At 47.7% G+C, this 26137-nt stretch carries 26 protein-coding genes, 4 tRNA genes and 1 other annotated feature; of the genes, 9 read left to right on the forward strand and 21 right to left on the reverse strand.

The genetic code is table 11. The features are described 5' to 3' along the window. Positions 1 to 165: 165 nt before the first annotated feature. Positions 166 to 507 (forward strand): ribosome-associated translation inhibitor RaiA, encoded by a 342-nt coding sequence (gene raiA / locus GZ59_RS16280; protein WP_011094862.1) that lies wholly within the window; start codon positions 166 to 168, stop codon positions 505 to 507. A gap of 196 nt (positions 508 to 703) precedes the next feature. Next, positions 704 to 829, forward strand: a sequence feature (Phe leader region). 28 nt (positions 830 to 857) lie between these two features. After that, on the forward strand, positions 858 to 2018 hold the full coding sequence (pheA, locus tag GZ59_RS16285; RefSeq protein WP_011094863.1) for a bifunctional chorismate mutase/prephenate dehydratase: 1161 nt from the start codon (positions 858 to 860) through the stop codon (positions 2016 to 2018). Between the two features lie 100 nt (positions 2019 to 2118). On the opposite strand, the gene tyrA is transcribed toward pheA, so the two are convergent. Together tyrA and GZ59_RS16295 are read right to left on the reverse strand one after the other, a co-directional pair. Then, positions 2119 to 3240: a bifunctional chorismate mutase/prephenate dehydrogenase gene (gene tyrA / locus GZ59_RS16290; RefSeq protein WP_011094864.1), complete on the reverse strand. Its 1122-nt coding sequence runs from the start codon at positions 3238 to 3240 to the stop codon at positions 2119 to 2121. A 6-nt stretch (positions 3241 to 3246) separates the two neighbouring features. Continuing rightward, entirely contained in the window at positions 3247 to 4320 is a 1074-nt protein-coding gene (locus tag GZ59_RS16295) for a 3-deoxy-7-phosphoheptulonate synthase (RefSeq protein ID WP_039293198.1), read from the reverse strand. A gap of 248 nt (positions 4321 to 4568) precedes the next feature. On the opposite strand from GZ59_RS16295, the gene btsR reads away from it, so the two are divergent. From btsR to GZ59_RS16310, 3 genes are all read left to right on the forward strand, one after another. Next, positions 4569 to 5285, forward strand: a complete 717-nt coding sequence (gene btsR, locus GZ59_RS16300) for a two-component system response regulator BtsR (RefSeq protein WP_011094866.1) — start codon at positions 4569 to 4571, stop codon at positions 5283 to 5285. 48 nt (positions 5286 to 5333) lie between these two features. Then, positions 5334 to 5681, forward strand: coding sequence for a DUF2799 domain-containing protein (locus GZ59_RS16305; protein ID WP_039295176.1), 348 nt, complete (start codon positions 5334 to 5336; stop codon positions 5679 to 5681). 258 nt (positions 5682 to 5939) lie between these two features. Continuing rightward, a complete protein-coding gene (locus tag GZ59_RS16310; RefSeq protein WP_011094868.1) occupies positions 5940 to 6878 on the forward strand; it encodes an SAM-dependent methyltransferase in 939 nt (312 codons plus the stop codon). 262 nt (positions 6879 to 7140) lie between these two features. Here the strand turns inward: GZ59_RS16310 and rplS are convergent, their stop codons facing one another. The 5 genes from rplS to ffh form a co-directional block, all read right to left on the reverse strand. Continuing rightward, a complete protein-coding gene (gene rplS / locus GZ59_RS16315) occupies positions 7141 to 7488 on the reverse strand; it encodes a 50S ribosomal protein L19 (RefSeq protein WP_011094869.1) in 348 nt (115 codons plus the stop codon). Between the two features lie 62 nt (positions 7489 to 7550). Further along, positions 7551 to 8306 carry a tRNA (guanosine(37)-N1)-methyltransferase TrmD gene (gene trmD / locus GZ59_RS16320; RefSeq protein ID WP_011094870.1) on the reverse strand — a complete coding sequence of 252 codons (756 nt, stop codon included), beginning with the start codon at positions 8304 to 8306 and terminating at the stop codon, positions 7551 to 7553. A gap of 38 nt (positions 8307 to 8344) precedes the next feature. Next, on the reverse strand, positions 8345 to 8893 hold the full coding sequence (rimM, locus tag GZ59_RS16325; RefSeq protein WP_011094871.1) for a ribosome maturation factor RimM: 549 nt from the start codon (positions 8891 to 8893) through the stop codon (positions 8345 to 8347). A gap of 18 nt (positions 8894 to 8911) precedes the next feature. Next, positions 8912 to 9160, reverse strand: a complete 249-nt coding sequence (gene rpsP, locus GZ59_RS16330; protein ID WP_011094872.1) for a 30S ribosomal protein S16 — start codon at positions 9158 to 9160, stop codon at positions 8912 to 8914. A 157-nt stretch (positions 9161 to 9317) separates the two neighbouring features. Then, positions 9318 to 10679: a signal recognition particle protein gene (gene ffh, locus GZ59_RS16335; RefSeq protein ID WP_011094873.1), complete on the reverse strand. Its 1362-nt coding sequence runs from the start codon at positions 10677 to 10679 to the stop codon at positions 9318 to 9320. 169 nt (positions 10680 to 10848) lie between these two features. Between ffh and GZ59_RS16340 the strand changes: the two genes are divergently transcribed. Beyond that, positions 10849 to 11643, forward strand: a complete 795-nt coding sequence (locus GZ59_RS16340; protein ID WP_011094874.1) for a cytochrome C assembly family protein — start codon at positions 10849 to 10851, stop codon at positions 11641 to 11643. 106 nt (positions 11644 to 11749) lie between these two features. On the opposite strand, the gene luxS is transcribed toward GZ59_RS16340, so the two are convergent. The 14 genes from luxS to GZ59_RS16410 form a co-directional block, all read right to left on the reverse strand. Further along, positions 11750 to 12265, reverse strand: a complete 516-nt coding sequence (gene luxS / locus GZ59_RS16345) for an S-ribosylhomocysteine lyase (RefSeq protein WP_039293204.1) — start codon at positions 12263 to 12265, stop codon at positions 11750 to 11752. Positions 12266 to 12418: 153 nt separating this feature from the next. After that, positions 12419 to 13972: a glutamate--cysteine ligase gene (gshA, locus tag GZ59_RS16350; RefSeq protein WP_039293206.1), complete on the reverse strand. Its 1554-nt coding sequence runs from the start codon at positions 13970 to 13972 to the stop codon at positions 12419 to 12421. An 82-nt stretch (positions 13973 to 14054) separates the two neighbouring features. Further along, positions 14055 to 14483, reverse strand: coding sequence for a YqaA family protein (locus GZ59_RS16355; protein ID WP_039293209.1), 429 nt, complete (start codon positions 14481 to 14483; stop codon positions 14055 to 14057). Then, positions 14480 to 15046, reverse strand: coding sequence for a fructose-1-phosphate/6-phosphogluconate phosphatase (gene yqaB / locus GZ59_RS16360; protein WP_011094878.1), 567 nt, complete (start codon positions 15044 to 15046; stop codon positions 14480 to 14482). The genes GZ59_RS16355 and yqaB overlap by 4 nt, the downstream gene beginning before the upstream one ends. A 523-nt stretch (positions 15047 to 15569) precedes the next feature. Then, positions 15570 to 15646: transfer RNA gene (locus GZ59_RS16365), tRNA-Arg, on the reverse strand. A gap of 190 nt (positions 15647 to 15836) precedes the next feature. Beyond that, positions 15837 to 15913, reverse strand: a tRNA-Arg gene (locus GZ59_RS16370). A 71-nt stretch (positions 15914 to 15984) separates the two neighbouring features. Next, positions 15985 to 16061: transfer RNA gene (locus GZ59_RS16375), tRNA-Arg, on the reverse strand. A gap of 8 nt (positions 16062 to 16069) precedes the next feature. Further along, positions 16070 to 16162: transfer RNA gene (locus tag GZ59_RS16380), tRNA-Ser, on the reverse strand. 293 nt (positions 16163 to 16455) lie between these two features. Beyond that, entirely contained in the window at positions 16456 to 16641 is a 186-nt protein-coding gene (csrA, locus tag GZ59_RS16385) for a carbon storage regulator CsrA (protein WP_005972168.1), read from the reverse strand. 319 nt (positions 16642 to 16960) lie between these two features. Further along, complete coding sequence (gene alaS, locus GZ59_RS16390) at positions 16961 to 19588, reverse strand: alanine--tRNA ligase (protein WP_039293212.1); 2628 nt, start codon at positions 19586 to 19588, stop codon at positions 16961 to 16963. A 137-nt stretch (positions 19589 to 19725) separates the two neighbouring features. After that, on the reverse strand, positions 19726 to 20214 hold the full coding sequence (gene recX / locus GZ59_RS16395) for a recombination regulator RecX (protein WP_039293215.1): 489 nt from the start codon (positions 20212 to 20214) through the stop codon (positions 19726 to 19728). 45 nt (positions 20215 to 20259) lie between these two features. Beyond that, positions 20260 to 21333, reverse strand: a complete 1074-nt coding sequence (recA, locus tag GZ59_RS16400; protein WP_011094881.1) for a recombinase RecA — start codon at positions 21331 to 21333, stop codon at positions 20260 to 20262. Between the two features lie 107 nt (positions 21334 to 21440). Further along, on the reverse strand, positions 21441 to 21935 hold the full coding sequence (gene pncC, locus GZ59_RS16405) for a nicotinamide-nucleotide amidase (protein WP_039293219.1): 495 nt from the start codon (positions 21933 to 21935) through the stop codon (positions 21441 to 21443). A gap of 235 nt (positions 21936 to 22170) precedes the next feature. Further along, positions 22171 to 22506: a hypothetical protein gene (locus tag GZ59_RS16410; RefSeq protein WP_011094883.1), complete on the reverse strand. Its 336-nt coding sequence runs from the start codon at positions 22504 to 22506 to the stop codon at positions 22171 to 22173. 479 nt (positions 22507 to 22985) lie between these two features. On the opposite strand from GZ59_RS16410, the gene GZ59_RS16415 reads away from it, so the two are divergent. From GZ59_RS16415 to GZ59_RS16425, 3 genes are all read left to right on the forward strand, one after another. After that, the gene (locus tag GZ59_RS16415) at positions 22986 to 23474 is read left to right on the forward strand and encodes an SRPBCC family protein (RefSeq protein WP_011094884.1); all 489 of its coding nucleotides are present in this window, start codon (positions 22986 to 22988) and stop codon (positions 23472 to 23474) included. Positions 23475 to 23556: 82 nt separating this feature from the next. Next, positions 23557 to 24231, forward strand: a complete 675-nt coding sequence (locus GZ59_RS16420) for a MarC family NAAT transporter (protein WP_011094885.1) — start codon at positions 23557 to 23559, stop codon at positions 24229 to 24231. Between the two features lie 457 nt (positions 24232 to 24688). Next, a complete protein-coding gene (locus GZ59_RS16425; RefSeq protein ID WP_324838175.1) occupies positions 24689 to 26020 on the forward strand; it encodes a sensor domain-containing diguanylate cyclase in 1332 nt (443 codons plus the stop codon). Positions 26021 to 26137 lie beyond the last annotated feature (117 nt).

A 26137-nucleotide genomic window follows, 5' to 3' on the forward strand; every position in this document is an offset into this window, starting at 1 on the left:
CAGATGGCCCCTCAAGTACTTCCCTTCCATTCCCGATGGTGCCTCACAAATCGCGTTTTCTTGACAAAAAGTGACGAAAAAAAGCGATCAATCTCACGCTTTTTGCCACAACTCGCTGTATGCTGAAATTATCCAAGACGGACATAGGCAGAGAGGTAAGTTTATATGACTATTAATATTACCAGTAAGCAAATGGATATCACCCCCGCAATTCGTCAACATGTCGAAGACCGTCTTTCTAAGCTGGATAAGTGGCAAACCCAGCTGATTAACCCACATATTATTCTGTCAAAGGAACCACAGGGTTTTGTGGCTGATGCCACGATCAGTACGCCAAATGGTCCACTGGTTGCCAGCGCCAAACATGACGATATGTATGCAGCCATCAATGAGTTAATTACCAAGCTCGAACGCCAGTTGGACAAACTCCAACACAAAGGTGAAGCCAGACGCGCGGTAGCTGGTGTTAAAGAAGCTAATCTACAACCGACGCAAGAAGAAGAGTAATCTCCACTCTCTTCATCTCAATATAACGCGCCTGAGGGCGCGTTTTTGTATGCCAACCATCGGAATCCACGACCTAAAGAGCCAATGTTATACATGGTTTAAAATTGCGCTCGGCGATTTTGTATTGACAGGATGAAAAGCCAACAGTTACCTTACCTGTTCAGAATCTGGATATTTTTCTGACTAACCGAGTAAACATGATAAATAAACCGTTTTTCTTCGTATTCTTTTTCACCTTCCCCTGATTTGGGAGGCGATTCGTCGTAAGAGCAAGAATACGAAGACGAACAAAAAAACCTCCTGACAAGGAGGCTTTTTTTATATAAGAACATAAGACAGGTAATAGCATCATGACAGACAACCCATTACTGGTACTGCGAGAACGCATCAGCGCATTGGATCTGCAATTAATTGAACTGTTGGCACAAAGGCGAGAACTCGCGTTGGGCGTTGCCCGCAGCAAGTTGCATTCGCATCGCCCAATCCGTGACAAAGAGCGTGAACGTGATTTGCTGGACAAGCTGACAGCAGCAGGGAAAAAACATCATCTTGATGGTCACTACATCACTCGCTTATTTCAACTCATCATTGAAGATTCGGTACTGACGCAGCAGGCACTCTTACAGCATCACCTCAACCAAACAACATCGCACTCTGCCCGCGTTGCATTTCTCGGTCCGAAAGGGTCTTATTCCCATCTCGCAGCCCGCCAATATAGCGCGCGGCATTTCGAGCAATTTATTGAGTGCGGTTGCCAGAAATTTCAGGATATTTTCAACATGGTGGAAACAGGGCAAGCTGACTATGCCGTTCTCCCCATTGAAAACACCAGCTCCGGTTCGATCAACGACGTTTACGATCTGCTGCAACACACGAGTTTATCCATCGTCGGCGAATTAACCAACCCGATAAATCACTGCGTCCTCGTAGCCACCGATACGTCATTGGCACAAATCGAAACGGTTTATAGCCATCCTCAGCCATTCCAGCAGTGCAGCCATTTCATCAATCGTTTTCCGCACTGGAAGATTGAATATTGTGAGAGCACCGCTGCTGCGATGGAAAAAGTCGCGGCGCTCAACTCACCAAAAGCAGCGGCACTTGGCAGCGAAGCCGGTGGTCAACTTTATCAACTTCAAATGCTGGAACACAATCTGGCAAATCAATCGCAAAACATCACACGCTTTATTGTATTAGCGCGTAAACCGATTGATGTGACCGAGCAAGTACCTGCGAAAACCACATTGATTATGGCAACAGGCCAACAATCAGGTGCACTGGTGGAAGCACTGTTGGTATTGCGTGATAACGGCATTGTCATGACCAAGCTCGAATCCAGACCGATCAACGGCAACCCGTGGGAAGAGATGTTCTATCTTGATGTGCAGGCCAATCTGCGCGGCGATGCCATGCAGAAAGCACTAAAAGGATTAGCGCCCATTACCCGCTCGTTAAAAGTGTTAGGCTGCTACCCCAGTGAAAACGTCGTACCTGTTGATGTAAACGAATAGTCGATGTGAACGAATAATTGAAAAAGCCATCCTGATAAATATCAGGATGGCCTCTCAAGCACGACTCAAAGAACAAATGTAGTTCAACGCTCAAACGTACTTATTGGCGAATGTCGTTTGCCTGACGTAAAAGCACTCGGCTCTCCGCCTGAAAACGCTTGGCATAATCGCCGAACCAGTGTTCAACTTTTTTGAAGCTGCTAATAAATTCCGCTTTATCTGTTTGCTCCAGTAACTCAATGGCTTCGCCAAAACGTTTGTAGTAACGCTTAATCAACGCCAAATTATCCTCTGAAGACATAATAATGTCGGCATAAAGCTGCGGATCCTGCGCAAACAACCTACCAACCATGATCAATTCCAATCGATAGATTGGCGATGACAGTGCTAATAGCTGTTCAAGCTGCACATTCTCTTCCGCTAAATGCAGGCCATAGGCAAATGTAGCGAAGTGGCGCAGCGCTTGAATGAACATCATGTTCTGATCGTGTTCAACTGCGCTAATGCGATGCAGACGCGCGCCCCATACCTGAATCTGTTCCAGTAACCACTGATAGGCCTCCGGCTGTCGGCCATCGCAATAAACGACAACCTGTTTGGCAAGGCTGCCGCTGTCTGGCCCAAACATAGGGTGCAAACCGAGTACCGGACCATTATGCGCCGCCAGCATCGCCTGAAGCGGGCCATTTTTTACCGATGCCAGATCGACCAGAATACAGTCATCCGGCAAGATAGGCAGACTGGCAATAACCTGTTCGGTAACGTGAATCGGCACGCTGACAATCACCATACCTGCATCAGACAACAGCTCATCAGCGCGCGGCCAGTCATCTTGCTCCAGGATCCTCACCTGATATCCCGATAGCGTCAGCATCTTCTCAAACAAATTGCCCATTTGACCACGGCCACCAATGATGACGACCGGACGCAATTGTGGACACAGCGTTTTAAAACCTTTGTCGTTTTCGCTGGAATAGGATTCGCGCATGGTGCGCCGCAGGATATCTTCAATAAGATCCGGTGGAACCCCCATCGACGCCGCCTCGTTACGACGTGAGCTGAGCATGGCCGCTTCACGATCGGGCGCATAAATGGGCAAACCATAGCGGCTTTTCACTTCACCCACTTCCGCCACCAAACGCAACCGACGTGATAAGAGCGCGACAAGCTCCTTATCTACCTCATCTATCTGATCACGTAATGCGGTCAGTTCAGCTACCATATCTTATTACTCTCCTGAATGTTTCACACGTGCGGCACTCAGATCTTGATGAACGGAACGCAGCAACGTTTCTGTACTTTCCCAACTGATACAAGCATCCGTGACTGATACACCGTAGCGCATATCTGAACGTGGTTGTTCTGAAGACTGGCTCCCCTCGTTAAGGTGGCTTTCCAGCATCAGTCCTATAATCGAACGATTTCCCGCCTTGATTTGTTCAATCGCAGATTCAACAACCAGTGGCTGACGGCGGTAGTCTTTATTCGAATTACCGTGGCTACAATCTATCATCAGCGCAGGTCTCAGTCCTGCTTCCTGCATCTGTTTTTCACATTCGGCGACATCCTGTGCACTGTAGTTTGGGGTTTTACCACCGCGCAGAATCACATGGCCATCACCATTCCCCTGCGTTTGCAGCAGACAAACTTGCCCAGTTTGATTGATACCGACGAAGCGATGTGGCATCGCGGCAGCTCTCATCGCATTGATCGCCGTTCCCAGACTGCCATCCGTTCCGTTTTTGAACCCAACAGGCATCGACAGGCCAGAAGCCATCTCACGGTGCGTTTGTGATTCAGTCGTACGTGCGCCGATAGCTGACCAGCTAAATAGATCGCCCAGGTACTGCGGACTGTTCGGATCAAGCGCTTCTGTCGCCAGCGGCAGCCCCATATTCACCAGTTGCAGAAGCAGCCCACGAGCGATGTGCAACCCAGATTCCACATCAAATGAACCATCCATGAATGGATCGTTGATGAGCCCTTTCCAACCCACTGTTGTACGTGGCTTTTCAAAATAAACGCGCATCACAATGTAGAGACGATCGTTCAATTCAGCGGCAAGCGACTGCAAGCGGCGCGCATATTCCAGCGCTGCATCTATATCATGAATAGAGCAAGGTCCGCAGACGATCAATAACCGGTCATCACGGCCATGAATGATGTCCGCAATGGTCGCTCTCGCTTGCGCAATGTCGCGTTGCTCCACGTCGTTAAGCGGAAACTTGGCTTTCAATTCATCGGGAGTAATCAAAACCTGTTCTGCACTGATATTAATATTATTAAGCGAATCTTTTTGCATGATCCCATTCCTGAAAAGTTCGGTATGTTCGCGATCGTCTATACAACCTACTGTCTGTACAACCTATCTACGCGTGATGTTTACACCATAACATGAACCGTAAAGATTTCAATCCACTTGGTGTAAATAAAAAATTACCACCCTAAATATTGCCAGAAAAAAGATATATGCATGCCTTATAACTTCCCAACGCAACCATGCTAATCCCTGACATGAATAGTGGTAGAATCAGCCAACAAGGGGGAAGGATGCTGAAAGCCATAATCATCGATGACGAACAGCTGGCACGCGAAGAGCTCAGCCTGCTATTGGAAAATGAATCTGATATCACCATCATTGCACAGTGCAGCAATGCGCTGGAGGCAATACCGGCCATTCACAGACTGCAACCGGATGTGATTTTCCTGGATATACAGATGCCAAAGGTCAGCGGATTAGAGTTGGTTGCCATGTTGAATCCAGAAAATATGCCATACGTCGTCTTCGTGACAGCCTATGATGAGTACGCGGTGAGAGCATTTGAAGAACATGCTTTTGACTATTTACTTAAACCACTGGATGCAAAGCGGCTAAGCAAAACGCTAAATCGTTTACGTCGCGGCACGAGTGTAAATAAAAACGTACAGGTAATTTCAGAACCCTTGCTTCGCCATATTCCCTGTAACGGACACAATCGTATTTTTTTGCTCAAGATTGAGGAAGTCGAGTATCTTTGTTCGGAACTCAGTGGCGTGCACGTAGTGGGCGTCAGCCAGTCTGGCTACACTCAACTTTCACTGAAAACGCTGGAAGAGAAAACGCCTTTTGTCCGTTGCCATCGTCAATATATGGTTAACACGGAGCAACTGAAAGAAATCCAGCTCATGGAGAACGGCGCAGCAGAAGTGCTGACACATACGGGAAAACACATCCCCGTCAGTCGTCGCTACCTCAAGCTACTGAAAGAAAAGCTGGGCATCGCCTGATAACGATGTTCATTCAGGCCAATGGCCGCAAATATTGAAGGTTTGATGATGAAATACAGTTATGTCTTGGCTGTAATTCTTTTAATGACAGCGTGCCAAAGCAACACACCGTCGCTACCGGCTAAAAACGAGTCAGGATTCTGGTATGAAGCAGGCTATCAGGATGCGACCTCTGGCATGGTCGTAAAAGACGACGGCACCTTACAGGAATGGTTTGGTAATCCACAGGTCGAGCGTGAAACCTACCTGCGTGGTTATCAAGCTGGGCAATTGGCTTTTTGCCGTGCAGATAACATGGAAGAATGGGGGAAAGCAGGGAAAAATTTTCCCGCCAGCTGCGATGGCGTAGAGGCGGCGGAGACACTGCGAACCCACTGGCAACAGAATCTACCTTAACATCCTTCTGAATAACGATGATCCATACTAATACGCAACGTAGCTGACAGAAAGCTATGGCTCATCGCATCTGGTAACAATTCAACTCACTTTAGTACTCTCATAGAAATACGCCAGACATACCTCGCAACTATTATCGCCTCATCAAATAATCACTTTAAGTTACTAACAACCTGATACTGGGATAACAAAAGAGCATAGATCACAGCGAGTTAATCCCATTATTCCTGATAGCGATTGATATTATGGAGTGCTCACATGTCCGGTTCAAACAAGCCTCATAACCTGTCTCTGAATAACAGCCCAAGACTCTTGTCACACGATGCCTCATCAAAGGAAAGCCATGATGAACAGGTCGCTGCGGTAAAGAACAAAATTCTCGAGTCAGGCGATCACCTTGGAATTTCCGTAGAAGAACAGTTGGCGCTTCTGGACGCCTTTTCCCACCTTGAGCTAGGCCAGTTTTTACTAAAACATCATGGGTTAAATGCGTACTGGACGCATAATGTGATAGCACATCAGCCAGATCACTATGATAACCCGCTCGAAGAAATCATCTACACGCAGTTACCCAGCGTTTTGGCGACACGCGAACGATTCGGTATTTTCCAACGCCTGCTTCAAGAGCTCTTACGCCCCAACGCCGTCATGGTATCCGTTCCCTGCGGCGTCATGGCAGATTTATTGCTACTGGACTATGCGCGGCATCGAGATGTGAAATTAATCGGAATCGATCTGGATAAACAAGCGCTGGAAGAAGCTTACAAACTTGCCAGTCAGCAAGGGTTAGAAAATCAGATATCGTTAGTTCTTGCTGATGCCTGGACAATTGATTTAGCAGCACAAGCCGATGTGATTACCAGTAATGGACTCAATGTTTATGAGCAAGATGATGACAAAGTCACCGAGCTTTACCGCGTGTTCTACTCTGGATTGAAGCCAGGAGGCACACTGATAACCAGCTTTATGACACCTCCACCAATGCAGTCGCAAGACTCCCCATGGACAAACTCTGACCCGAAATTGCTAGCACTTCAATATGTACTTTTCTCACGTATTATTGGCGCAACATGGACAGCATTTCGTACCCACAAACAAACACAGTCGCAGTTAGAGCTGGCAGGATTCACAGATATTCAGTTTATTAACGATCGTATGCACATGTACCCAACAGTCATCGCTAACAAGCCGTTCTGAACAGAGTAGAAAATCGACACCAACGCGATACGTTGATCGTCATAACCGATCAATATTGAAAAATTGATCTGTATAAACGTTTATAAAATAACCACATCTAATGTCATCATGATACTGAAATTCAAACAATAATGATGGCACCAGGGAAAGCTAAGCCCACCAAGATGGTGGGCTTTTTACTGCAATCAAGCGAAAAAAAAGGGCTTAGCCTTTGGCTAAACCCTTATTCATAACAACTTTCGGATGTTGCGAAAGCGCTATCTTAGCTAAGACGCTCTTTGATACGAGCAGACTTACCAGTACGCTCACGCAGGTAGTACAGTTTGGCTTTACGCACGGCACCACGACGTTTAACAGCGATGCTGTCAATAACTGGAGAGTGAGTCTGGAATACACGCTCCACGCCTTCGCCGTTAGAAATTTTGCGAACAGTGAATGCAGAATGCAGACCGCGGTTACGAATAGCGATAACCACGCCCTCGAATGCCTGCAGACGTTTTTTGCTGCCTTCAACAACCCATACCTTCACTTCTACGGAATCACCCGGACGAAATGCAGGTACGTCCTGCTTCATTTGTTCGTCTTCGATTTGTTTAATAATGTTGCTCATAATATGTCTCTTACCCTAGGTAAACTGATAGTTGGGTTCGCACAGTAAACTGGCGTAACCACCTAATACTCTTGTTGCTCAGACTGATATTCACGTTGGAATTCAGCCAGCAACCTTGTTTGCTCGTCAGTCAGAGCTAGGCTTTTCAGAAGTTCAGGTCTTCTAAGCCAGGTTCGGCCAAGCGACTGCTTCAATCGCCAGCGACGTATTTCCGCATGGTTGCCAGACAGTAATACTGCCGGAACGTCCATGCTTTCTAGTATTTCAGGGCGAGTGAAATGAGGACAATCCAGCAATCCATCGGCAAAAGAATCTTCTTCTGCTGAAGCCTGATGTCCCAGAACGCCCGGTATAAAGCGGGCGACGGAGTCAATCAGGGTCATCGCTGGCAGTTCCCCACCGCTGAGTACGTAATCCCCTATAGACCATTCTTCATCGATCTCGGTTTTAATTACGCGCTCATCAATCCCTTCGTACCGTCCACAGACCAGAATCATCTTCTGGTTCGTAGCGAGTTGACGTACGCCTTGCTGATCTAATTTACGGCCCTGAGGTGATAAATAAATCACTCTCGCGCCTTCGCCTGCCGCTGCTTTTGCTGCGTGGATCGCATCCCGTAAAGGTTGCACCATCATCAGCATTCCGGGGCCGCCGCCATAAGGCCTGTCGTCCACGGTGCGATGCCGATCGTAAGTGAAATCGCGAGGACTCCAATACTGTACGTTCAGCAGGCCATTTTTAACTGCCCGGCCAGTGACTCCGAAATCAGTAATTGCCCGGAACATCTCTGGAAACAGGCTAATCACCCCAATCCACATAGTCTCGTTCCGCTGGGTACTACTGGTCGATTCAGAGTTCAAAAACCAGGATCCCAATCTACTTCAATAGTTTGAGCAGAAAGGTCGACGCGCTTAACAACCTGTTCGGTGAGGAACGGGACCAGTCGCTCCTTGACCCCGAAGGCATCTTTCAGGTTAGCCTTTATCACCATCACATCGTTCGAGCCGGTTTCCATCATGTCGATGATTTTACCCAACTCATAACCCGTTACGGTCACGACCTGACAGCCAATAAGATCTTTCCAGTAATAATCACCTACGCCCAGATCGGGCAGTTGTGACGAATCTACGACAATTTCACAATTGGTCAGTAAATTAGCCGCATCACGGTCATCAGCACCTTTCACTTTGATGATCAGATCCTGATTGTGATACTTCCAGCCTTCAATCTCGACAAGCTGCCAACCGCTTTTACTCTGGATGAACCAAGGTTGATAATCAAAAATGCTATCGGCATCTTCGGTGGATGAAAACACTCTGAGCCAACCTCGGATGCCATATGCCGACCCAATTTTCCCCATCACAATCGGGTTAACAGGAGGTTTTGGGCTAAGTTGATTGCTCATTATCACCACCGCAACAGATTATGCTGCTTTTTTAGCGTCTTTGATCAGCGAAGATACGCGATCAGACACAGTTGCACCCAGACCAAGCCAATGCTCGATACGGTCCAGATCCAAACGCAGTGCTTCTGCTTGACCAGTTGCGATTGGGTTGAAGAAACCTACGCGTTCGATGAAACGACCATCACGCGCATTGCGGCTATCGGTCACGACTACTTGATAGAAGGGGCGTTTTTTCGCGCCGCCACGTGCCAAACGAATTGTTACCATAACATCCTCTTTAGTGAATAAAACAACCGGGCCCCATCGAGGAACGGAGCCCAGTATGTCATATAAAAAGCCCGAAAATTTTACTCATTTTGGCGCAAAAAGCAATCTAAAGCGTATAATCTCGCCAAGAGTTTCTCTGCACCATCGATTTCAGTGATTAACGCCCCGGGAATCCAGGTGGCATCATCCCTTTCATACCGCGCATCATTTTCGCCAGACCGCCGTTTTTCATCTTCTTCATCATTCGCTGCATATCATCAAATTGTTTCAGAAGACGGTTCACGTCCTGCACCTGCATGCCTGAACCCTGCGCGATACGGCGTTTACGCGAGCCTTTGATGATCTCTGGTTTAGCACGTTCCTGAATCGTCATCGAATTAATGATCGCCTCCATACGTACCAGTACCTTGTCATCCATTTGTGATTTAACATTATCAGGCAGTTGGCCCATGCCGGGCATTTTACTCATCATGCTCGCCATGCCGCCCATGTTGCGCATTTGCTTAAGCTGATCCAGGAAATCGGTCAAATCAAACCCATCGCCTTTCTTCAGCTTCTTCGCTAGCGTCTCTGCCTGTGTACGATCAACCTTGCTTTCAATATCTTCAATCAGTGAAAGCACATCGCCCATGCCGAGAATGCGTGATGCGATACGATCGGGGTAGAACGGCTCCAACGCTTCGGTTTTTTCGCCGACGCCAAGGAATTTAATCGGCTTGCCAGTAATATGGCGGATAGATAACGCCGCACCGCCGCGGGCATCACCATCAACTTTGGTGAGGATCACACCGGTCAGCGGTAGTGCTTCATTAAACGCTTTCGCCGTATTCGCAGCATCCTGCCCCGTCATGGCATCAACCACAAACAGCGTTTCAACTGGTTTAATCGCCGCATGAACCTGCTTGATTTCGTCCATCATCGCGTCATCAACGTGGAGACGGCCGGCGGTATCGACCAACAGGACATCGTAGAATTTCAACTTGGCGTGTTGTAACGCACGTTCTACGATAGCAAGCGGCTTCTCCTGCGCATCTGACGGGAAGAAATCGACACCCACCTGCTGTGCCAGCGTTTCCAACTGTTTAATCGCCGCAGGGCGATAGACGTCAGCAGAAACCACCAGCACTTTTTTCTTCTGCTTTTCACGCAGAAATTTACCCAGCTTGCCCACGCTGGTCGTTTTACCTGCACCTTGTAGACCCGCCATCAGAACAACCGCTGGAGGCTGAGCAGCAAGGTTCAGCTCGGCGTTGATTTCGCCCATTGCGCTGACAAGTTCGTTTTTAACAATCTTGACGAACTCTTGTCCCGGCGTCAGGCTTTTGTTGACGTCATGCCCAACAGCACGTTCTTTTACACGATTGATAAAATCACGCACCACAGGTAACGCTACGTCGGCTTCCAGCAATGCCATACGTACTTCACGCAGCGTTTCTTTAATGTTTTCTTCAGTCAACCGCCCGCGGCCGCTGATATTGCGCAATGTGCGCGAGAGTCGATCGGTTAAATTTTCAAACATATCTCATGCTCAACGTAAGACAGGCCGCCAGCGCGACACGAATGGAAGAGATTATACACAAAAGCGAGAACGATCTCAGCGCTGCTGACGGAGAACTGTTGGTACCCACGGCGACTAACGCTATACTGATTATCTATTTTACCTAGTTGATATTTAATAACCTATTTGTATGTCTGTTTTCGCTATTGTGGCGCTTGCCGCCTACACACTCAGCCTCGGACTGATTATCCCCAGTCTGCTGCGCAAGAACAGTGCATATCGTCGGCTGGCAATACTCTCGGCCAGCGCTGCGCTAATCTGCCATGCAGTGGCGCTCTATCAACGCATTTTCGATGTTCAGGCAGGTCAAAACCTTAGCCTGTTGAATATCGGTTCGCTTGTCAGCCTCATCATCTGTACAGTTATGACGATTGTCGCAGCCCGCGATCGCGGCTGGTTTATTCTCCCTATCGTCTATACCTTTGCGCTGATCAATTTGGCCTTTGCCAGCTTCATGCCGAGTGAATTTATTACGCATCTGGAAGCGTCACCGGGTTTGATGATCCATATCGGCCTGGCACTTTTTTCCTATGCAACCTTGCTGATTGCGGCACTTTATGGGCTCCAGCTTGCCTGGCTTGATTATCTGCTCAAGAACAAAAAGCTAGGGTTTGCTGCTGACATGCCGCCGTTGATGAGCATTGAACGTAAGATGTTTCACATCACGCAGATTGGCGTCATCCTGCTCACGCTGACGCTCTGTACCGGCTTGTTCTATATGGACAACCTCATCGATAACAAAGAGAACCTGCACAAGGCTGTATTCTCCCTGTTTGCCTGGTTCATCTATATTCTGTTGCTCTGGGGGCATTACCATGAAGGCTGGCGAGGTCGGCGCGTTGTCTGGTTTAGCTTAATTGGTGCACTGATGCTAACACTTTCCTACTTTGGCAGCCGAGTTATACAGCACTTTCTCGCGGTCTAACCCCCTTCACGAGCATAAAAAAGAGAGCCAACTTTCGGCTCTCTTTTTTACTGTAGGCGTTACCCCCTCTCTAGAGGTGGTCTTTTACCTGCCCATACCCAATAAACTAGATATGTAACTCAGCCAGTTTATCTTTCGGCAACGCCAGATCGTCATTTTGGTTGATCCCGATATCATGATCCACAATGTGCTGGGCGATTTCCTGTGCTTCCTCCAGTGAATGCATATCATAGGTGCCGCACTGGTATTCATTCAGCTCAGGGATTTTACGCTGGTCGGTCACTTTCAGGACGTCAGACATCGCGGCTTTCCAGGAATCTGCAACACGCTGCTCATCCGGCGTACCGATCAGGCTCATGTAGAAACCAGTACGGCATCCCATCGGAGAAATATCGATAATTTCAACGCCATCACCGTTTAAATGATCCCGCATGAAGCCGGCAAACAGGTGTTCTAGAGTATGAATGCCACGCTCCGGCATGACCTCGATGTTCGGACGACAGAAACGCAGGTCAAATACCGTGATATTGTCGCCATGAGGGGTTTTCATGGTTTTAGCAACCCGAACGGCGGGTGCAGCCATACGAGTGTGGTCAACGGTAAAGCTATCTAGTAACGGCATAATGCCTCCTCCTCATAGAAAAAATTCATTTTTTCTCGTTTCCGGGAAACTTTTCCTTTTTATGCGAGTCTGACTTACTGAAAGACGCGCATTTATTATCATCATCCCTATTAGAGATGTTTATTTGGCCACAGTTTCTGTGGCCTTTTCTTTTTATTGCGTCGCCAGATAATCGTCAAAGCCCATCGTATCTTCAGACTCAATCTGACGTTGACGCTGCCAAGAGCGCTCGCCCTCAGCTGCCAATTGTTCTTCGGTCAACACCTGCAATGGTTCACCACTGAGCATTTGGCGGTATTCCTCCGCTAAGTTCAGACCCACGCTACCATTGCCTTCTTGCTTCATCAACGTTAATAGTCGACCAGAGAACGTCGTTTCAGGATCGTCAAAACCAACGAGCAGCTCATCACATACCTGCTGGTAGTGTGGTTGATCGTTTTCCGCGTCCAGCACTTCCGCAACACGACGTAAATCTGCAAACAGGGATTTCCCCACTTCGGCAATCGGCTGTTGGATGGTTTCACACCGCATACCTACAGTTTGCCCTGGCTTACGACCCTCAAGGATCACTCGATTCCAGTTTTTACGTGTACACAGTAGCTCATCCGCGCTCATTTCCGGCGCATCCGCCAACGCACACCAGATCAGGAATAAATCAAGGAAGCGCACCTGACTTTCACTCACCCCAGTCGGAGAGAATGGGTTGATATCCAGCGAGCGGACTTCTATATATTCGATTCCGCCACGCAGCAAGGCATCCGATGGCGTTTCACCTGCACGCGTCACACGCTTAGGACGAATCGGCGCATAAAGCTCATTCTCAATCTGCAAGACGTTCGTATTTAATTGTAGATAACGACCCTCTTTCTTCACACCAACCTGAGCATATTCCTCAGACGGCGTTTTTATCGCGCGTTTTAACGCGGCGACATAGGTATCCAGATCGTTAAACGTAATCCCCAGATTGCTCTGTGACTTATTGGTATAGCCTAAATCACTGAGCCGTAGAGAGGTCGCATAAGGCAGGTAAAGCATGCCTTTTTCCGTACGCTCAAACGGCAGTGCAGTTTCTCGCCCTCTAAGGAAAGACGAACAGATCGCCGGAGACGCACCAAACAGATAAGGGATCACCCAGCCAAAGCGGTAATAGTTGCGAATCAGTCTGAAGTATCCCGCAGATATAGCCTTTTTCCCGCTTTCTGCGTCAGCAACGCCTTCTCGCGCCTGCCAGAATGACAGCGGAAGAGAGAAGTTATAATGCACACCGGAAATGGTCTGCATCAACGCGCCATAGCGGTTTTTTAGCCCTTCGCGGTAAAGCGTTTTGAAGCGCCCGACATTCGAAGAGCCATATTGCGCCAGCTCTATATTTTGCTCGCTGTCGATAAAGCACGGCATGCTCAATGGCCACATCCGTTCATCGCCCAGGTTACGAGAAACGTGACGATGAATATCGCGTAGGAACGTCAGTAGGTGATCGACATCTTTGTCGACCGGCGTAATGAATTCCAACAACGCTTCTGCAAAATCCGTCGTAATCCACGGGTGTGCCAACGCAGAGCCCAATATTTCAGGATGCCCTGTCGTAGCAAGATCTCCGTTTGCTGTTACACGCAATGTTTCGCGTTCAATTCCACGCTGAATACCTTTCACCGCCAGTGGGTGTTTTTCCAGCCAAGAAAGTGCTTCTGAAATGTCCGGGATCAAATCGACCTCCCGTTGTTAAAATGTAATGGTTGTAAGCATAATTGAAACTCAGCGGCACTCACCAGTTTGCATTGCAATCTGGCTAAGACCACCACGCCATACCCTGTAACGTTATACCTGCCAATACGATATATCGCAGCGCTTTTCCAATTCCGATAAAAAACGCCGATTTCACCCAGGGCATACGTAACCAACCCGCTAACACGCACAATAAATCGCCTACTACCGGCACCCAACTAAATAACAATGCAGCGCAGCCATAGCGCTGTAACCAGCGCATGGCCACCTTATGCCCAGCTTGTTGTTTTGGCTGAGGGAGTAAGCGCCCTATAAAAATATTTGTTAACCCGCCCAGCGTATTTCCTACCGTTGCTACCGCGATCAACAGATAGGGTTTTGCGCTGTCAGCCAGCAATAATGTCACCAGCAGTACTTCCGAACTGCCGGGCAACAATGTTGCGCTGAGCAGGCTACTCCAGAAAAGAGAAAAAACGGCCCAGAACTCACTCACAATGTTCGGACATCAACCACGGCCATATTGGCTCGCTTAGCGGCTTCAACACCGTAGTCAGCATCTTCAAACACGATACAGTGTTCCGGTGCGACAGAAATCAACGCCGCACAACGCAGAAAAGTATCGGGGAAAGGCTTATGCTGCGTGACATCATCAGCCCCAACGATCGCATCAAAATAATCATGCAGACCCAAATGCATTAGTAATCTGTCAGCCATACCATGCGTGCTACCCGTGCCGACCGCCATAGAACGACGCCCGCGATAATGTTTAACAACATCAATCAGCGGTAGTGGTTTCACCGTATCCAGCAGCATTTCCTCAACAATGGCGGTTTTTTCTGCGGCCAGTTGGTGAGCATCAATATCAGCCTGATGGCTGTCGATAATACGCTGCGCAATACGCCAGGTAGGCGAACCGTTCAATGCGGTCATGGCACTGGCATCATAACTCATACCATATCGGGCAAGAACCAGATCCCACGCTTTATGGTGCGTCGGCTCTGTATCAAGTAGGGTGCCATCCATATCAAAGATCAGCCCTTGATAGCGATCGTACATCATGACTCCATGACCACTGAAAAGAGAGCTTACTTTATCGTAAAGTGAAAACATTGTCGCTTACTCAATAACCTTATAAAAAACAGGTTATTACCACCATAAGAGTAAAGCCGCCTTCATTTATTCGTAGGTTCAATCTCAATATATAGGCAGGAGAAGAGATAAGAGTTCATGCACGAGCGTGCTGAGAAAAATATCGGTCTGAATTGGCAGGGAAGAGAGCAATGTCGCTGTAGCGCTAAAAAGCATGGCAGAGAAGGAGTGGTAAAAAAGATGGTGCGTCTGAGGGAATTGTCTGATTAAGCATCGTATATGCTTTCGCTTATGCGAAGCTATCTCAGTTAGGAACTAGACAAGAACAGATAATAATTTATTTACATCGAAATATGGTGCATCCGGGAGGATTACTCGGCTTAGCCTCGCCCTGCGGGCCGTTGCTAAAGCAACGTTTTCCTTCCTCGTCCTTACAAACCAAGACTGTGCATTATAAGAGTAAGGAAAATATTTTTACTATATCAGAATATGGTGCATCCGGGAGGATTCGAACCTCCGACCGCTCGGTTCGTAGCCGAGTACTCTATCCAGCTGAGCTACGGATGCAGAGTGTGGTGCAGAAAAATAAGGGGTGAGCAATTAAACGAGATACTTAAGAATGGTGCATCCGGGAGGATTACTCGGCTTTCGCCTCGCCATTTGGGCCGTTGCTAAAGCAACGTTTTCCTCCCTTGTTCTTACAAACCAAGAACATCGGTTATAAGAGCAAGATAACAACCTTATCCATATCAAAATATGGTGCATCCGGGAGGATTCGAACCTCCGACCGCTCGGTTCGTAGCCGAGTACTCTATCCAGCTGAGCTACGGATGCATTACTAATTCTTCATCTACGACAAAACTTGCTTTCACTAACACTACTTGCCTTGCAAAGGCTGTCTTTAATGGTGCATCCGGGAGGATTCGAACCTCCGACCGCTCGGTTCGTAGCCGAGTACTCTATCCAGCTGAGCTACGGATGCATATTAAATGGCGGTGAGGGAGGGATTCGAACCCTCGATGCAGCTTTTGACCGCATACTCCCTTAGCAGGGGAGCGCCTTCAGCCTCTCGGCCACCTCACCTTACATTACCTGTTTCGCTACTAAGTACTTCTTGTTAGTGCTCACCGGTACTGCGTGGCGCACATATTACTTTCCCAGACTTATAAGTCAAACAATTTTTCCCACCTTGCGCTCGTTTGAGCAATTCGCATCCAAGACGCACACTTTCACAACAAAAAGTCTGTTTTATCGACAGAAAAACAGGCGGTTACCTTGCGACAAGAAGCGCATAGTAAAAGTAGATGAATCGATAAATGTGTGGGGAAATGCAGGAAATAACAATTGCGTCCCGCGAACACGAGACGCATTGTCAATCAATATGACGTCGGTTGAGATTTTTCGGCCTGAATACGCTGATAGATCTCTTCACGGTGGACAGAAACCTCTTTAGGCGCATTAACACCAATACGCACCTGGTTGCCTTTCACTCCTAATACGGTAACCGTTACCTCATCGCCGATCATGAGGGTTTCGCCAACTCGACGAGTCAAAATAAGCATTCTTTGCTCCTTGAAAGATTATAAAGAGTCGGGTCTCTCTGTCTCCCCGCCATTATCCATCATGTGCCGTGAAAACGTAAACCTAGACGATGGTATAACCACCATCACACTCCGGTGTCACTACTTGTTAGTTTAGTCGATATCAGTAGCTTGTGCTTTTGTTATCACAACAACAGGACTGAGCATATAAAGCTTCAGAATATCTGAAGGTAACATACTTTCTATCCTGTTTGCCGGATCCTTTTCCGCAGACAAAAACGCCACAACCAGAAAGTTATGGCGTTTTGTTGGATAACGCGAATAAAACGTTATCTATCCTTTACAGCTTCGCAGCAACCCAAGATTCAACGCTTGCCAGCGCAGCAGGTAACGCAGATACGTCTGAGCCACCAGCCTGAGCCATATCTGGACGACCACCACCTTTCCCGCCAACCTGTTGGGCAACAAACCCAACCAGCTCACCGGCTTTTACGCGATCGGTCAGATCCTTCGTTACACCAGAAATCAAGCTAACTCGGCCTTCTGCCGCCGTTCCGAGAACAATAACAGCAGACCCAAGCTGATTCTTCAGGTCGTCAACCATCGTGCGTAGCAGCTTAGGATCCACGTTGTCCAGTTGTGTAACCAGCAACTTCACACCGTTAATCTCTGTTGCCTTACCGGACAGTGACGAGCTTTCCTGCGCCGCTTGCTGAGCCTTCAACTGCTGAAGCTCTTTCTCCAACGCGCGGGAACGATCCAGAACAGAGCGTACCTTATCCGTCAGGTTGTGACTATCCCCTTTCAGCAGTTGCGCTATGTCTTGCAAAACGTCGCTCTGACGATGCAACGCGGACAGCGCATTCTCACCCGTGGTCGCTTCAATACGACGCACCCCAGCAGCAGTACCTGATTCAGAAATGATTTGGAACAGGCCGATATCACCAGTACGACTTGCGTGCGTTCCCCCACAAAGCTCAATGGAGAAATCACCCATCGACAGAACACGGACATGGTCGTCGTATTTCTCACCAAACAGCGCCATCGCACCTTTTGCTCTCGCATCATCCAGTGCCATGACATCCGTTTGAACGGTAAGGTTACGGCGGATTTGTGCGTTGACGATATCTTCAACCTGACGAATCTGTTCTGGCTTCATCGCCTCCGTATGTGAGAAGTCAAAGCGCAGATAGCTATCATTAACCAAGGAACCTTTCTGCGCGACATGAACGCCCAGAACCTGACGCAGTGCAGCATGGAGCAAGTGCGTTGCAGAGTGATTCAGACGAATGCGATCGCGGCGCTGATTATCAACGTTTGCATCGATACTGTCGTTAACACGCAGCGTACCCTGAGTCAGTTTGCCGACGTGGCCAATTGCCTGACCGTATTTCTGGGTATCCTGAACAGCAAAGCTGACGCCTGCATTTTTCAGTTCACCCTGATCGCCAACTTGACCACCGGATTCACCATAGAACGGTGTTTCGTTCAGAATCACTACCGCTTCGTCACCTGCCGCAATCTGATCAACCGCGTTTCCATTATGATAAAGCGCAATGACTTTCGCTTGCTGCTGCGTTTTTTCATAGCCGCAGAATGGCGTGTTTTCATCCACACGAATGAGGCTGTTGTAATCCACACCAAATCCGCTGGCATCACGCGCGCGCTGGCGCTGAGCCGTCATCGCAGCTTCAAAGCCTTCTTCATCGACTTTCAGGCCACGCTCGCGGCAAACGTCCGCAGTGAGGTCGACAGGGAAACCATAGGTGTCATACAGGCGGAAGGCAGTTTCACCATCCAGCGTATTCCCTTTCAGGTTTTTAATTTCTTCGTCTAACAGAGACAAACCACGTTCAAGCGTGCGAGCAAACTGCTCTTCTTCCATCTTCAGCGCCTGCTCAACCACAGACTGCTGCTTTTTTAACTCTTCAGCCGCTGGGCCCATGACTTCAATCAGCGGCGCGACCAGTTTGTAGAAGAAAGCATCCGTAGCGCCCAACATATTACCGTGACGCGCTGCGCGGCGAATAATACGGCGCAGAACATAACCGCGGTTTTCATTAGATGGCATCACACCATCCGAGATCAGGAACGCGCAAGAACGAATATGGTCGGCGATAACGCGCAACGATTTATTGGTTAAATCCGTCGTACCGACTGCTTTCGCTACCGCATCAATCAGCGTTTTGAACAAATCAATGTCATAGTTTGAATTGACGTGCTGCAACACGGCAGAAACGCGTTCCAATCCCATGCCGGTATCGACGGAAGGCTTCGGCAGCGGCAGCATTGTGCCATCAACCTGACGGTTGAACTGCATGAACACCAGGTTCCAAATTTCGATATAGCGATCGCCGTCTTCATCAGGACTTCCCGGCGGGCCACCCGCGATGTGCTCACCGTGATCGAAGAAAATTTCGGTACAAGGACCACACGGCCCCGTTTCGCCCATCTGCCAGAAGTTATCAGAGGCGTAAGGTCCGCCTTTGTTATCACCAATACGAATAATTCTTTCGCGCGGTACGCCAACTTCATCAGCCCAAATACCGTAAGCTTCATCATCCGTTGCGTATACCGTTACCCACAGCTTTTCTTTTGGCAGATTGAACCACTGAGGAGAGGTCAGCAATTCCCACGCATAGCGAATTGCATCATGCTTGAAGTAGTCACCGAAGCTGAAGTTACCCAGCATTTCAAAGAAGGTGTGGTGGCGTGCGGTATAACCTACGTTTTCCAGGTCATTATGCTTACCACCGGCACGCACACAGCGCTGTGAGGTTGTCGCTCGGACATAGCTGCGTTTATCCAGCCCGAGGAACACGTCTTTGAACTGATTCATACCCGCATTGGTGAATAACAATGTCGGATCGTTGTTCGGCACCAGAGAGCTGCTATCAACAACCTGGTGTCCCTTACTGTGGAAAAAATCGAGAAACGCTTGACGGATCTCAGCGGTGCTCTTGCTCATAATTGTCCTGGAATCAAGCTAGAAGAACAGATCGCGGGCAAGGTTAGTCCAGCATGCTGACATTACCGAGCAACTCACGAACAAAAAGTGGGAATAAGATAAATTTTCTTCGATGGGAAGTAAAATCCCGTGTGCGTTCAATCTGAAAAATTCGTATAAATTGACTGGATTTCTTCATGAAAGAAACCACGATAGAGCAGATATCGCTGATGTTTGACTTTGTCTTTCCATTCATCGGACAGAGGATGCCCGAATTTCCGTTCCACAACCGATTTCGCCAGCATGCACCAGTCGATATCACTCTCGTTCAATGCCGTGGTTAACGTTGCCTTATCGATTCCTTTCTGGCTTAGCTCCATTCTGATCCGTTGGACACCGTAACCTTTGCGGCTCCGGCTACTGATATAGCGGCGAGCATAGCGCGCATCATCCAGCCAACCGTGTTCTTTGCAGTAAGCAATCGCCGCTTCCACATCTTCTGCCGCAGCTTGGGCTATGGCTTCGTCTGCTTCACTTTCCGTACCTTCTGACTTATATAAATACGCCGCACATTTGCGGCGTATTTCGACTTCACTATAATCGCGAACAGAAAGCACATTCATCGCATAGTGTAATGGTTTATTCATCCATCTATCCGCTGAAGTGCTCTGTTAGAGATAATTCAGCCACTATTAAAACTCTTCTTTACCTTCGCCAGCGAGTTCATCCTCGTCATGGCTATTTCCCGCAGCAGCCGGCTTCAACTCATTGCCTTTATGCAGCAGCATTTCGCGCAATTTCTTATCCAGTTCAGCAGAAATCGTCGGATTCTCTTTCAGGAAATTACAGGCATTCGCTTTACCCTGACCGATCTTGTCGCCGTTATAGCTATACCAGGCACCCGCTTTTTCGATCAGCTTGTGTTTCACACCCAGATCAACCAGCTCACCGTGGATATTGATGCCTTCGCCGTACAAAATTTGGAATTCAGCCTGCTTGAACGGTGCTGCCACTTTATTCTTCACAACTTTAACGCGGGTTTCGCTACCGACGACTTCTTCGCCTTCCTTGATAGCGCCAGTACGACGAATATCCAAACGAACAGAGGCATAAAACTTCAGTGCGTTACCGCCGGTAGTGGTTTCAGGGTTACCAAACATCACACCAATTTTCATACGGATCTGGTTGATGAAGATCAGCAGCGTATTAGCTTGCTTCAGGTTACCCGCCAATTTACGCATAGCCTGGCTCATCATACGTGCAGCCAGCCCCATGTGAGAGTCACCAATTTCGCCTTCAATTTCAGCTTTTGGCGTCAGCGCTGCAACGGAGTCGACGATAATAACGTCAACAGCACCAGAGCGCGTTAGTGCATCACAAATCTCCAACGCCTGCTCGCCGGTATCCGGCTGCGAACACAGCAGATTATCAATATCTACACCAAGTTTTTTCGCATAAATAGGGTCCAACGCATGTTCAGCATCGATAAACGCACAGGTTTTGCCTTCGCGCTGAGCAGCAGCAATCACCTGTAAGGTCAGCGTGGTTTTACCAGAGGATTCTGGGCCATAAATCTCAACGATGCGGCCCATAGGTAAACCGCCGGCACCTAAAGCAATATCAAGGGACAAAGAACCAGTAGAAATGGTTTCAACATCCATTGAGCGATCTTCGCCCAACCGCATGATAGAACCTTTACCAAATTGCTTTTCGATTTGGCCCAGTGCTGCCGCAAGTGCCTTTTGTTTGTTCTCATCAATAGCCATTTCTGCTCCTGTCATGCGGCGTAAAGTTACTGTCTCTACGCGGCGGCTTAATCATGAATTGCTGAATAATTACTGACATTATACTGTATACACATACAGCATCAAGGTTATTTTTTCAAAAACACGTCGAGCAGCGTTTGCAGCGCAAAATGGACCGATTGCAGACGTACCGCGTTTCGGTCTCCGCTAAATCGCATTGTCCGGGCGAATGCCCCACCCTGCTTGTCGGTGAAGCCAAACCACACCGTGCCGACAGGTTTCTCTTCAGTCCCCCCGTCTGGCCCAGCGACGCCGCTGATCGATATAGCAAAATCGGCATGCGCGGCCTGCAAAGCCCCTGCGGCCATCTCATTGACGACATATTCACTCACTGCGCCATGTCGTTCCAATGTATCTGCGCTAACATTTACCAGACGCTGTTTGGCCAGATTGCTGTACGTCACAAAGCCATAGTCAAACCAGCCAGAGCTCCCCGCAACATCGGTAATAGACTTAGCCAGCCAGCCTCCAGTACAGGATTCTGCACACGTCAACGTGGCACCACGAGCTTTCAGTTTCTCGCCCACCAAAGCACTCAACCGTAGAATGTCAGCTTCCGTCATTGCCGCCCCATCTTAATCAAGGATTGTTTGGTCAGGGTAACACTTTTCCCCGAAAAAGACGCCCCGCTGCACGGTATGCGAGGCGCATAGCAAAGGCGATGAAAAAGGAATGAAAAGCGAGGGAAAACTGTATAAAACACCGTCGAATAATCAGGAAAAAAACAGCTCTATTTTAATAGATTAAGGTTCGACGGGAATACTGAAGGATTGGAGGCGTTAATAATGATAGTATAATTTACATACAACCGGCACAACTGGTGCATCGCCAGTCCTGCTTATTTATAACCTGAAAAAAAAATCTAAAATAACACTCTTCAATAGGGACGTTGTTCTCTTCAAAACTATCGGCAAGCCAGTCGATATTTCCAAGAATCCAATCATCCTCATCTAATCCGTCTCGGTAGGTTTCATCATCAGGATCAATGACAGAGTAGATCCCCATTGTTCCCATATGATTTTCTTTATATTTTTCCGGCAACATGAAATCTGTTTCGTTATAAGATATTAGCCAATGGCCGTGGCAAAGCAGGTTACCATTGCGGCTCCACTTGGCAACAAATGGGTTATTCATCTTTATTCCTACCAGCATAAAAGCTGGCTATAAACCTATCACGGCATATCTATAAAGTAAATCATCCACAATCAGAACGTTATTTATAGCCCAGAACATATGGATAAATCGCTATTACATCTTAATAGGTACAAATCTATTAACGATAAATTGACCAATATCAATTCGCATAAAAATAAAATACCTAAACAGGGAAGTACAAATAAAAAAGCCCACTAAAAATAGTGGGCGGGGTACTGCTATTATCATTATGTAAAAACCCTGGTGTTTTGCGGCACTTCATTCGGCTTTTGTCTGATACTTACAGTACCGAACGAACATTAACGCAACATTAGGCGTGTAAAAATTCTGACTATTGCTGCGATAGCCTGTGCCGACACTATCGTCACCCTCTCCAACTTTGCTTCGCTGGTCAATATCGGTCAGAATGGCGTATATATGCCCATTAAGGGGTAACAATCCAGTTTGGAGGATGACGGGTGTTTCCCTCTTTCTTAAGAAGAACCGCAGCGAAAAACGGCAGTTATGCCAATGAAATCAGCAGCAGCATTATTATCAATCGCCCGGCAGAACGCTTGTTTGATCTTTGGCGCAAACCAGAAACGTTGCCGATCCTGATGGGCCATTTCGCCAGTATAGAGATACTGAACCATACCGATTCCAACTGGCGAATTAACACACCGATTGGCTCACTCATTGAGTGGCAGGCTCGCATCATTGACGAAAAACCGGGGGAGTATATCCACTGGCGTTCTCTGGAAGGAGCACGCGTTCCCAATGAAGGCCGACTTTCTTTTCAACCTGCTGCGTCGGAAGCGGGTACGGCCGTGACGCTGACGATTCGCTACAATCCACCGGGAGGCTTGATAGGGAAAAAGATCGGCCAAATGTTTGATATGTTTTCTCGCGATATGCTGACGAAAACACTCTATCGCTTTAAGAAATTAGCGGAGGATGAGCGGGTCTAACCCGCGCCAGACACCATAGCGACAGGTCATCATTGACCGTTTTCCTGAACTGACGAAATCGCCCCAATAAAAGGAACGTAGAATGCTGGAATTGATTCAAACCATTGGCCTTGGTCTGGTGTTAATCCTGCCACTCGCGAATCCACTGACAACGGTAGCGGTATTCTTGGCGATGTCAGGCAACATGAGTCAAGGGGAGCGAAATCGTCAGATCTTTCAGGCCTCGATCTATGTCTTCATCATCATGACCGTCGCGTACTACGCGGGCCAAATCGTTATGAATACTTTCGGGATTTCTATTCCCGGATTGCGTATTGCCGGTGGGCTCATTGTGGCATTCATCGGTTTTCGCATGCTTTTCCCCCAGCAAAAGCCAGAACACGCACCTGAAGTCAAAAGTAAAAAAGAAGAAATTGACGACAGTTTCTCCGCCAATGAAGTCAATATTGCCTTCGTTCCACTGGCGATGCCCAGCACCGCGGGGCCAGGAACCATTGCCCTCATCATCAGTTCTGCATCACAAATCAAGAGCGGCGTCGACATCACGCCATGGGTTGTTACCGTTGCCCCCGTACTCACTTTTATGTTGATCAGCCTGATAGTCTGGCTCAGTCTGAAAAGTTCTGGCCTGATTATGCGTCTGATCGGAAAAAGCGGTATTGAAGCCATTTCACGGCTGATGGGTTTTTTGCTGGTTTGCATGGGTGTGCAGTTCATCATTAACGGCACACTGGAGATCGTGCATTCTCTCCATTAAGTTGAAGTAGTGGAGATATCGCATGTTGCAAGATAGTCCAGTTAGCGTCTATAACTTTGAATAGGGTGAGTTTATTCAAGGGCCGCAAGAGATGTTCAGCCCGTGTTACATAACAAGTTCTACATAACAAACTTTCATAAAAACAAGAAAGATTAATTTTGCTTACCTAGCGGAAAGTAGGTGCGAACACCATGAAAATAAAAAAGCGGTTGCCAATAAATTTACGTTCGCTCATTTTATCCCTCGCAATTATCAGCATGGTGATTACGCTGACTAATGCTTATATTGCCATTTATAACGTACAAAAAAACTCATTACCGATCAGATACTTAATTCCAATCTTAATTATTCCACCAAATAGGCTGCCACCACAGAAAGTTTTTTATCTTCCGCGCAGCAGGAACTGGCCTACAGCGCGACATGGATTGCGGATAATTTTAGTAACGATAATGCGCTGTTGGAGAAAAGCGAACAGGCATATCACATGGGCCAAAGCTTTAATTCTATTTTTGTTGCAGACAGCCAGAACCGCATACGCGCGGTTTACCCAACGTCACTCAACCTGAAAGGAAGCACGCTGACCTCAGATGCCAGCAAGTTGGCATTGACGGAGCAGAAGCCGCTAATCAGCCAGCCTTATATTTCCGTGACGGGGAATCTACTCGTATTGATTTCGTCCCCCATAAAAGATAAACAAGGAAATTATCTCGGTTACATTGGCGGGACGATTTATTTAAAAAGCAAAAGCTTCTTAAACGAATTCATGAATACCCATTTCTATAATGATTATTCCAGCGTTTATGTCATCGATAAAAACGGAGTGGTTCTCTATCATCCGGATAAACAGTGGGTCGGCAAATCCATCAGTGACAAGAAAATCAAAGAAGCATTTCAGAACAAGAAGAGTGGAACTCTTTCCATGCCCGACATGCAAGGTACTCCGTCCCTGGTTGGTTTTGATACAGTAGAGTCATCTGGCTGGGTGATCATTACCTTACATCCTTCCCAAAACGTGATCGATTCAATTAACGGCGTCATGCGTTCCGTCTTATATGAAGGTGCACCGGTAATGGCATTAACGCTTATTGCCCTCACCCTACTCGCCTTTTATATTGCCAATCCTTTACGTTTGCTGGCAGTCTCAGCTAGCAAAATGGAGGAACACGGCATCATTGAAAAAATCAAGAAAGTTCCCTCATGGTACTTCGAAGTCGATCAGCTAAAACGCGTCATTCTTTTCGGTACGGTGTTACTGCACAAGCGGATTGGAAAACTGAGTTTACAAGCCCACACCGATCCACTCACTGGATTACTCAATCGCCGTGGCATCTATGAAAATATTGAACTCATTCTGTCAAAGAGTAATCAGGTCGCAGCCATCGTGATCGATATCGATCATTTTAAACGCGTGAATGATACCTACGGACACAATATTGGCGATGACGTCATCAAGCTGCTGGCTAAAAACATAAAACAGAGCTCACGCGGATCCGACCTGATTTGTCGCACCGGTGGAGAGGAGTTCCTGTCACTTCTGCCTGATACGGACATGAAGCAAGCCGCTGAGATTGCCGAACGGCTGCGTAAAAAAGTTGAAAAAATGCCGCTGCCAATTCCTGAATACATCACGATTTCATTAGGCGTCACCTGTTTTATTCCCGGAACGGAGCAAATCGATAGCGTCTTGAAAACCGCGGATGATGCTCTCTATCAGGCCAAGCATGAAGGTAGAAACCGAGTCGTCACCAAAATAGTCCCCGATCACTCAATCAAAAATGATACGGCGTAGGCACGCCGGAACTAATCCAGCTAGTTGGAATATAAGCAAAAAAAAACCCGCACGAGGCGGGTAAAATAATTCTAATGACAGGGATGGTTAACTACACAACACTCACAGAGATGTGAG

This window comes from Pectobacterium atrosepticum (assembly GCF_000740965.1).
GTDB classification, from domain to species: Bacteria; Pseudomonadota; Gammaproteobacteria; order Enterobacterales; family Enterobacteriaceae; genus Pectobacterium; species Pectobacterium atrosepticum.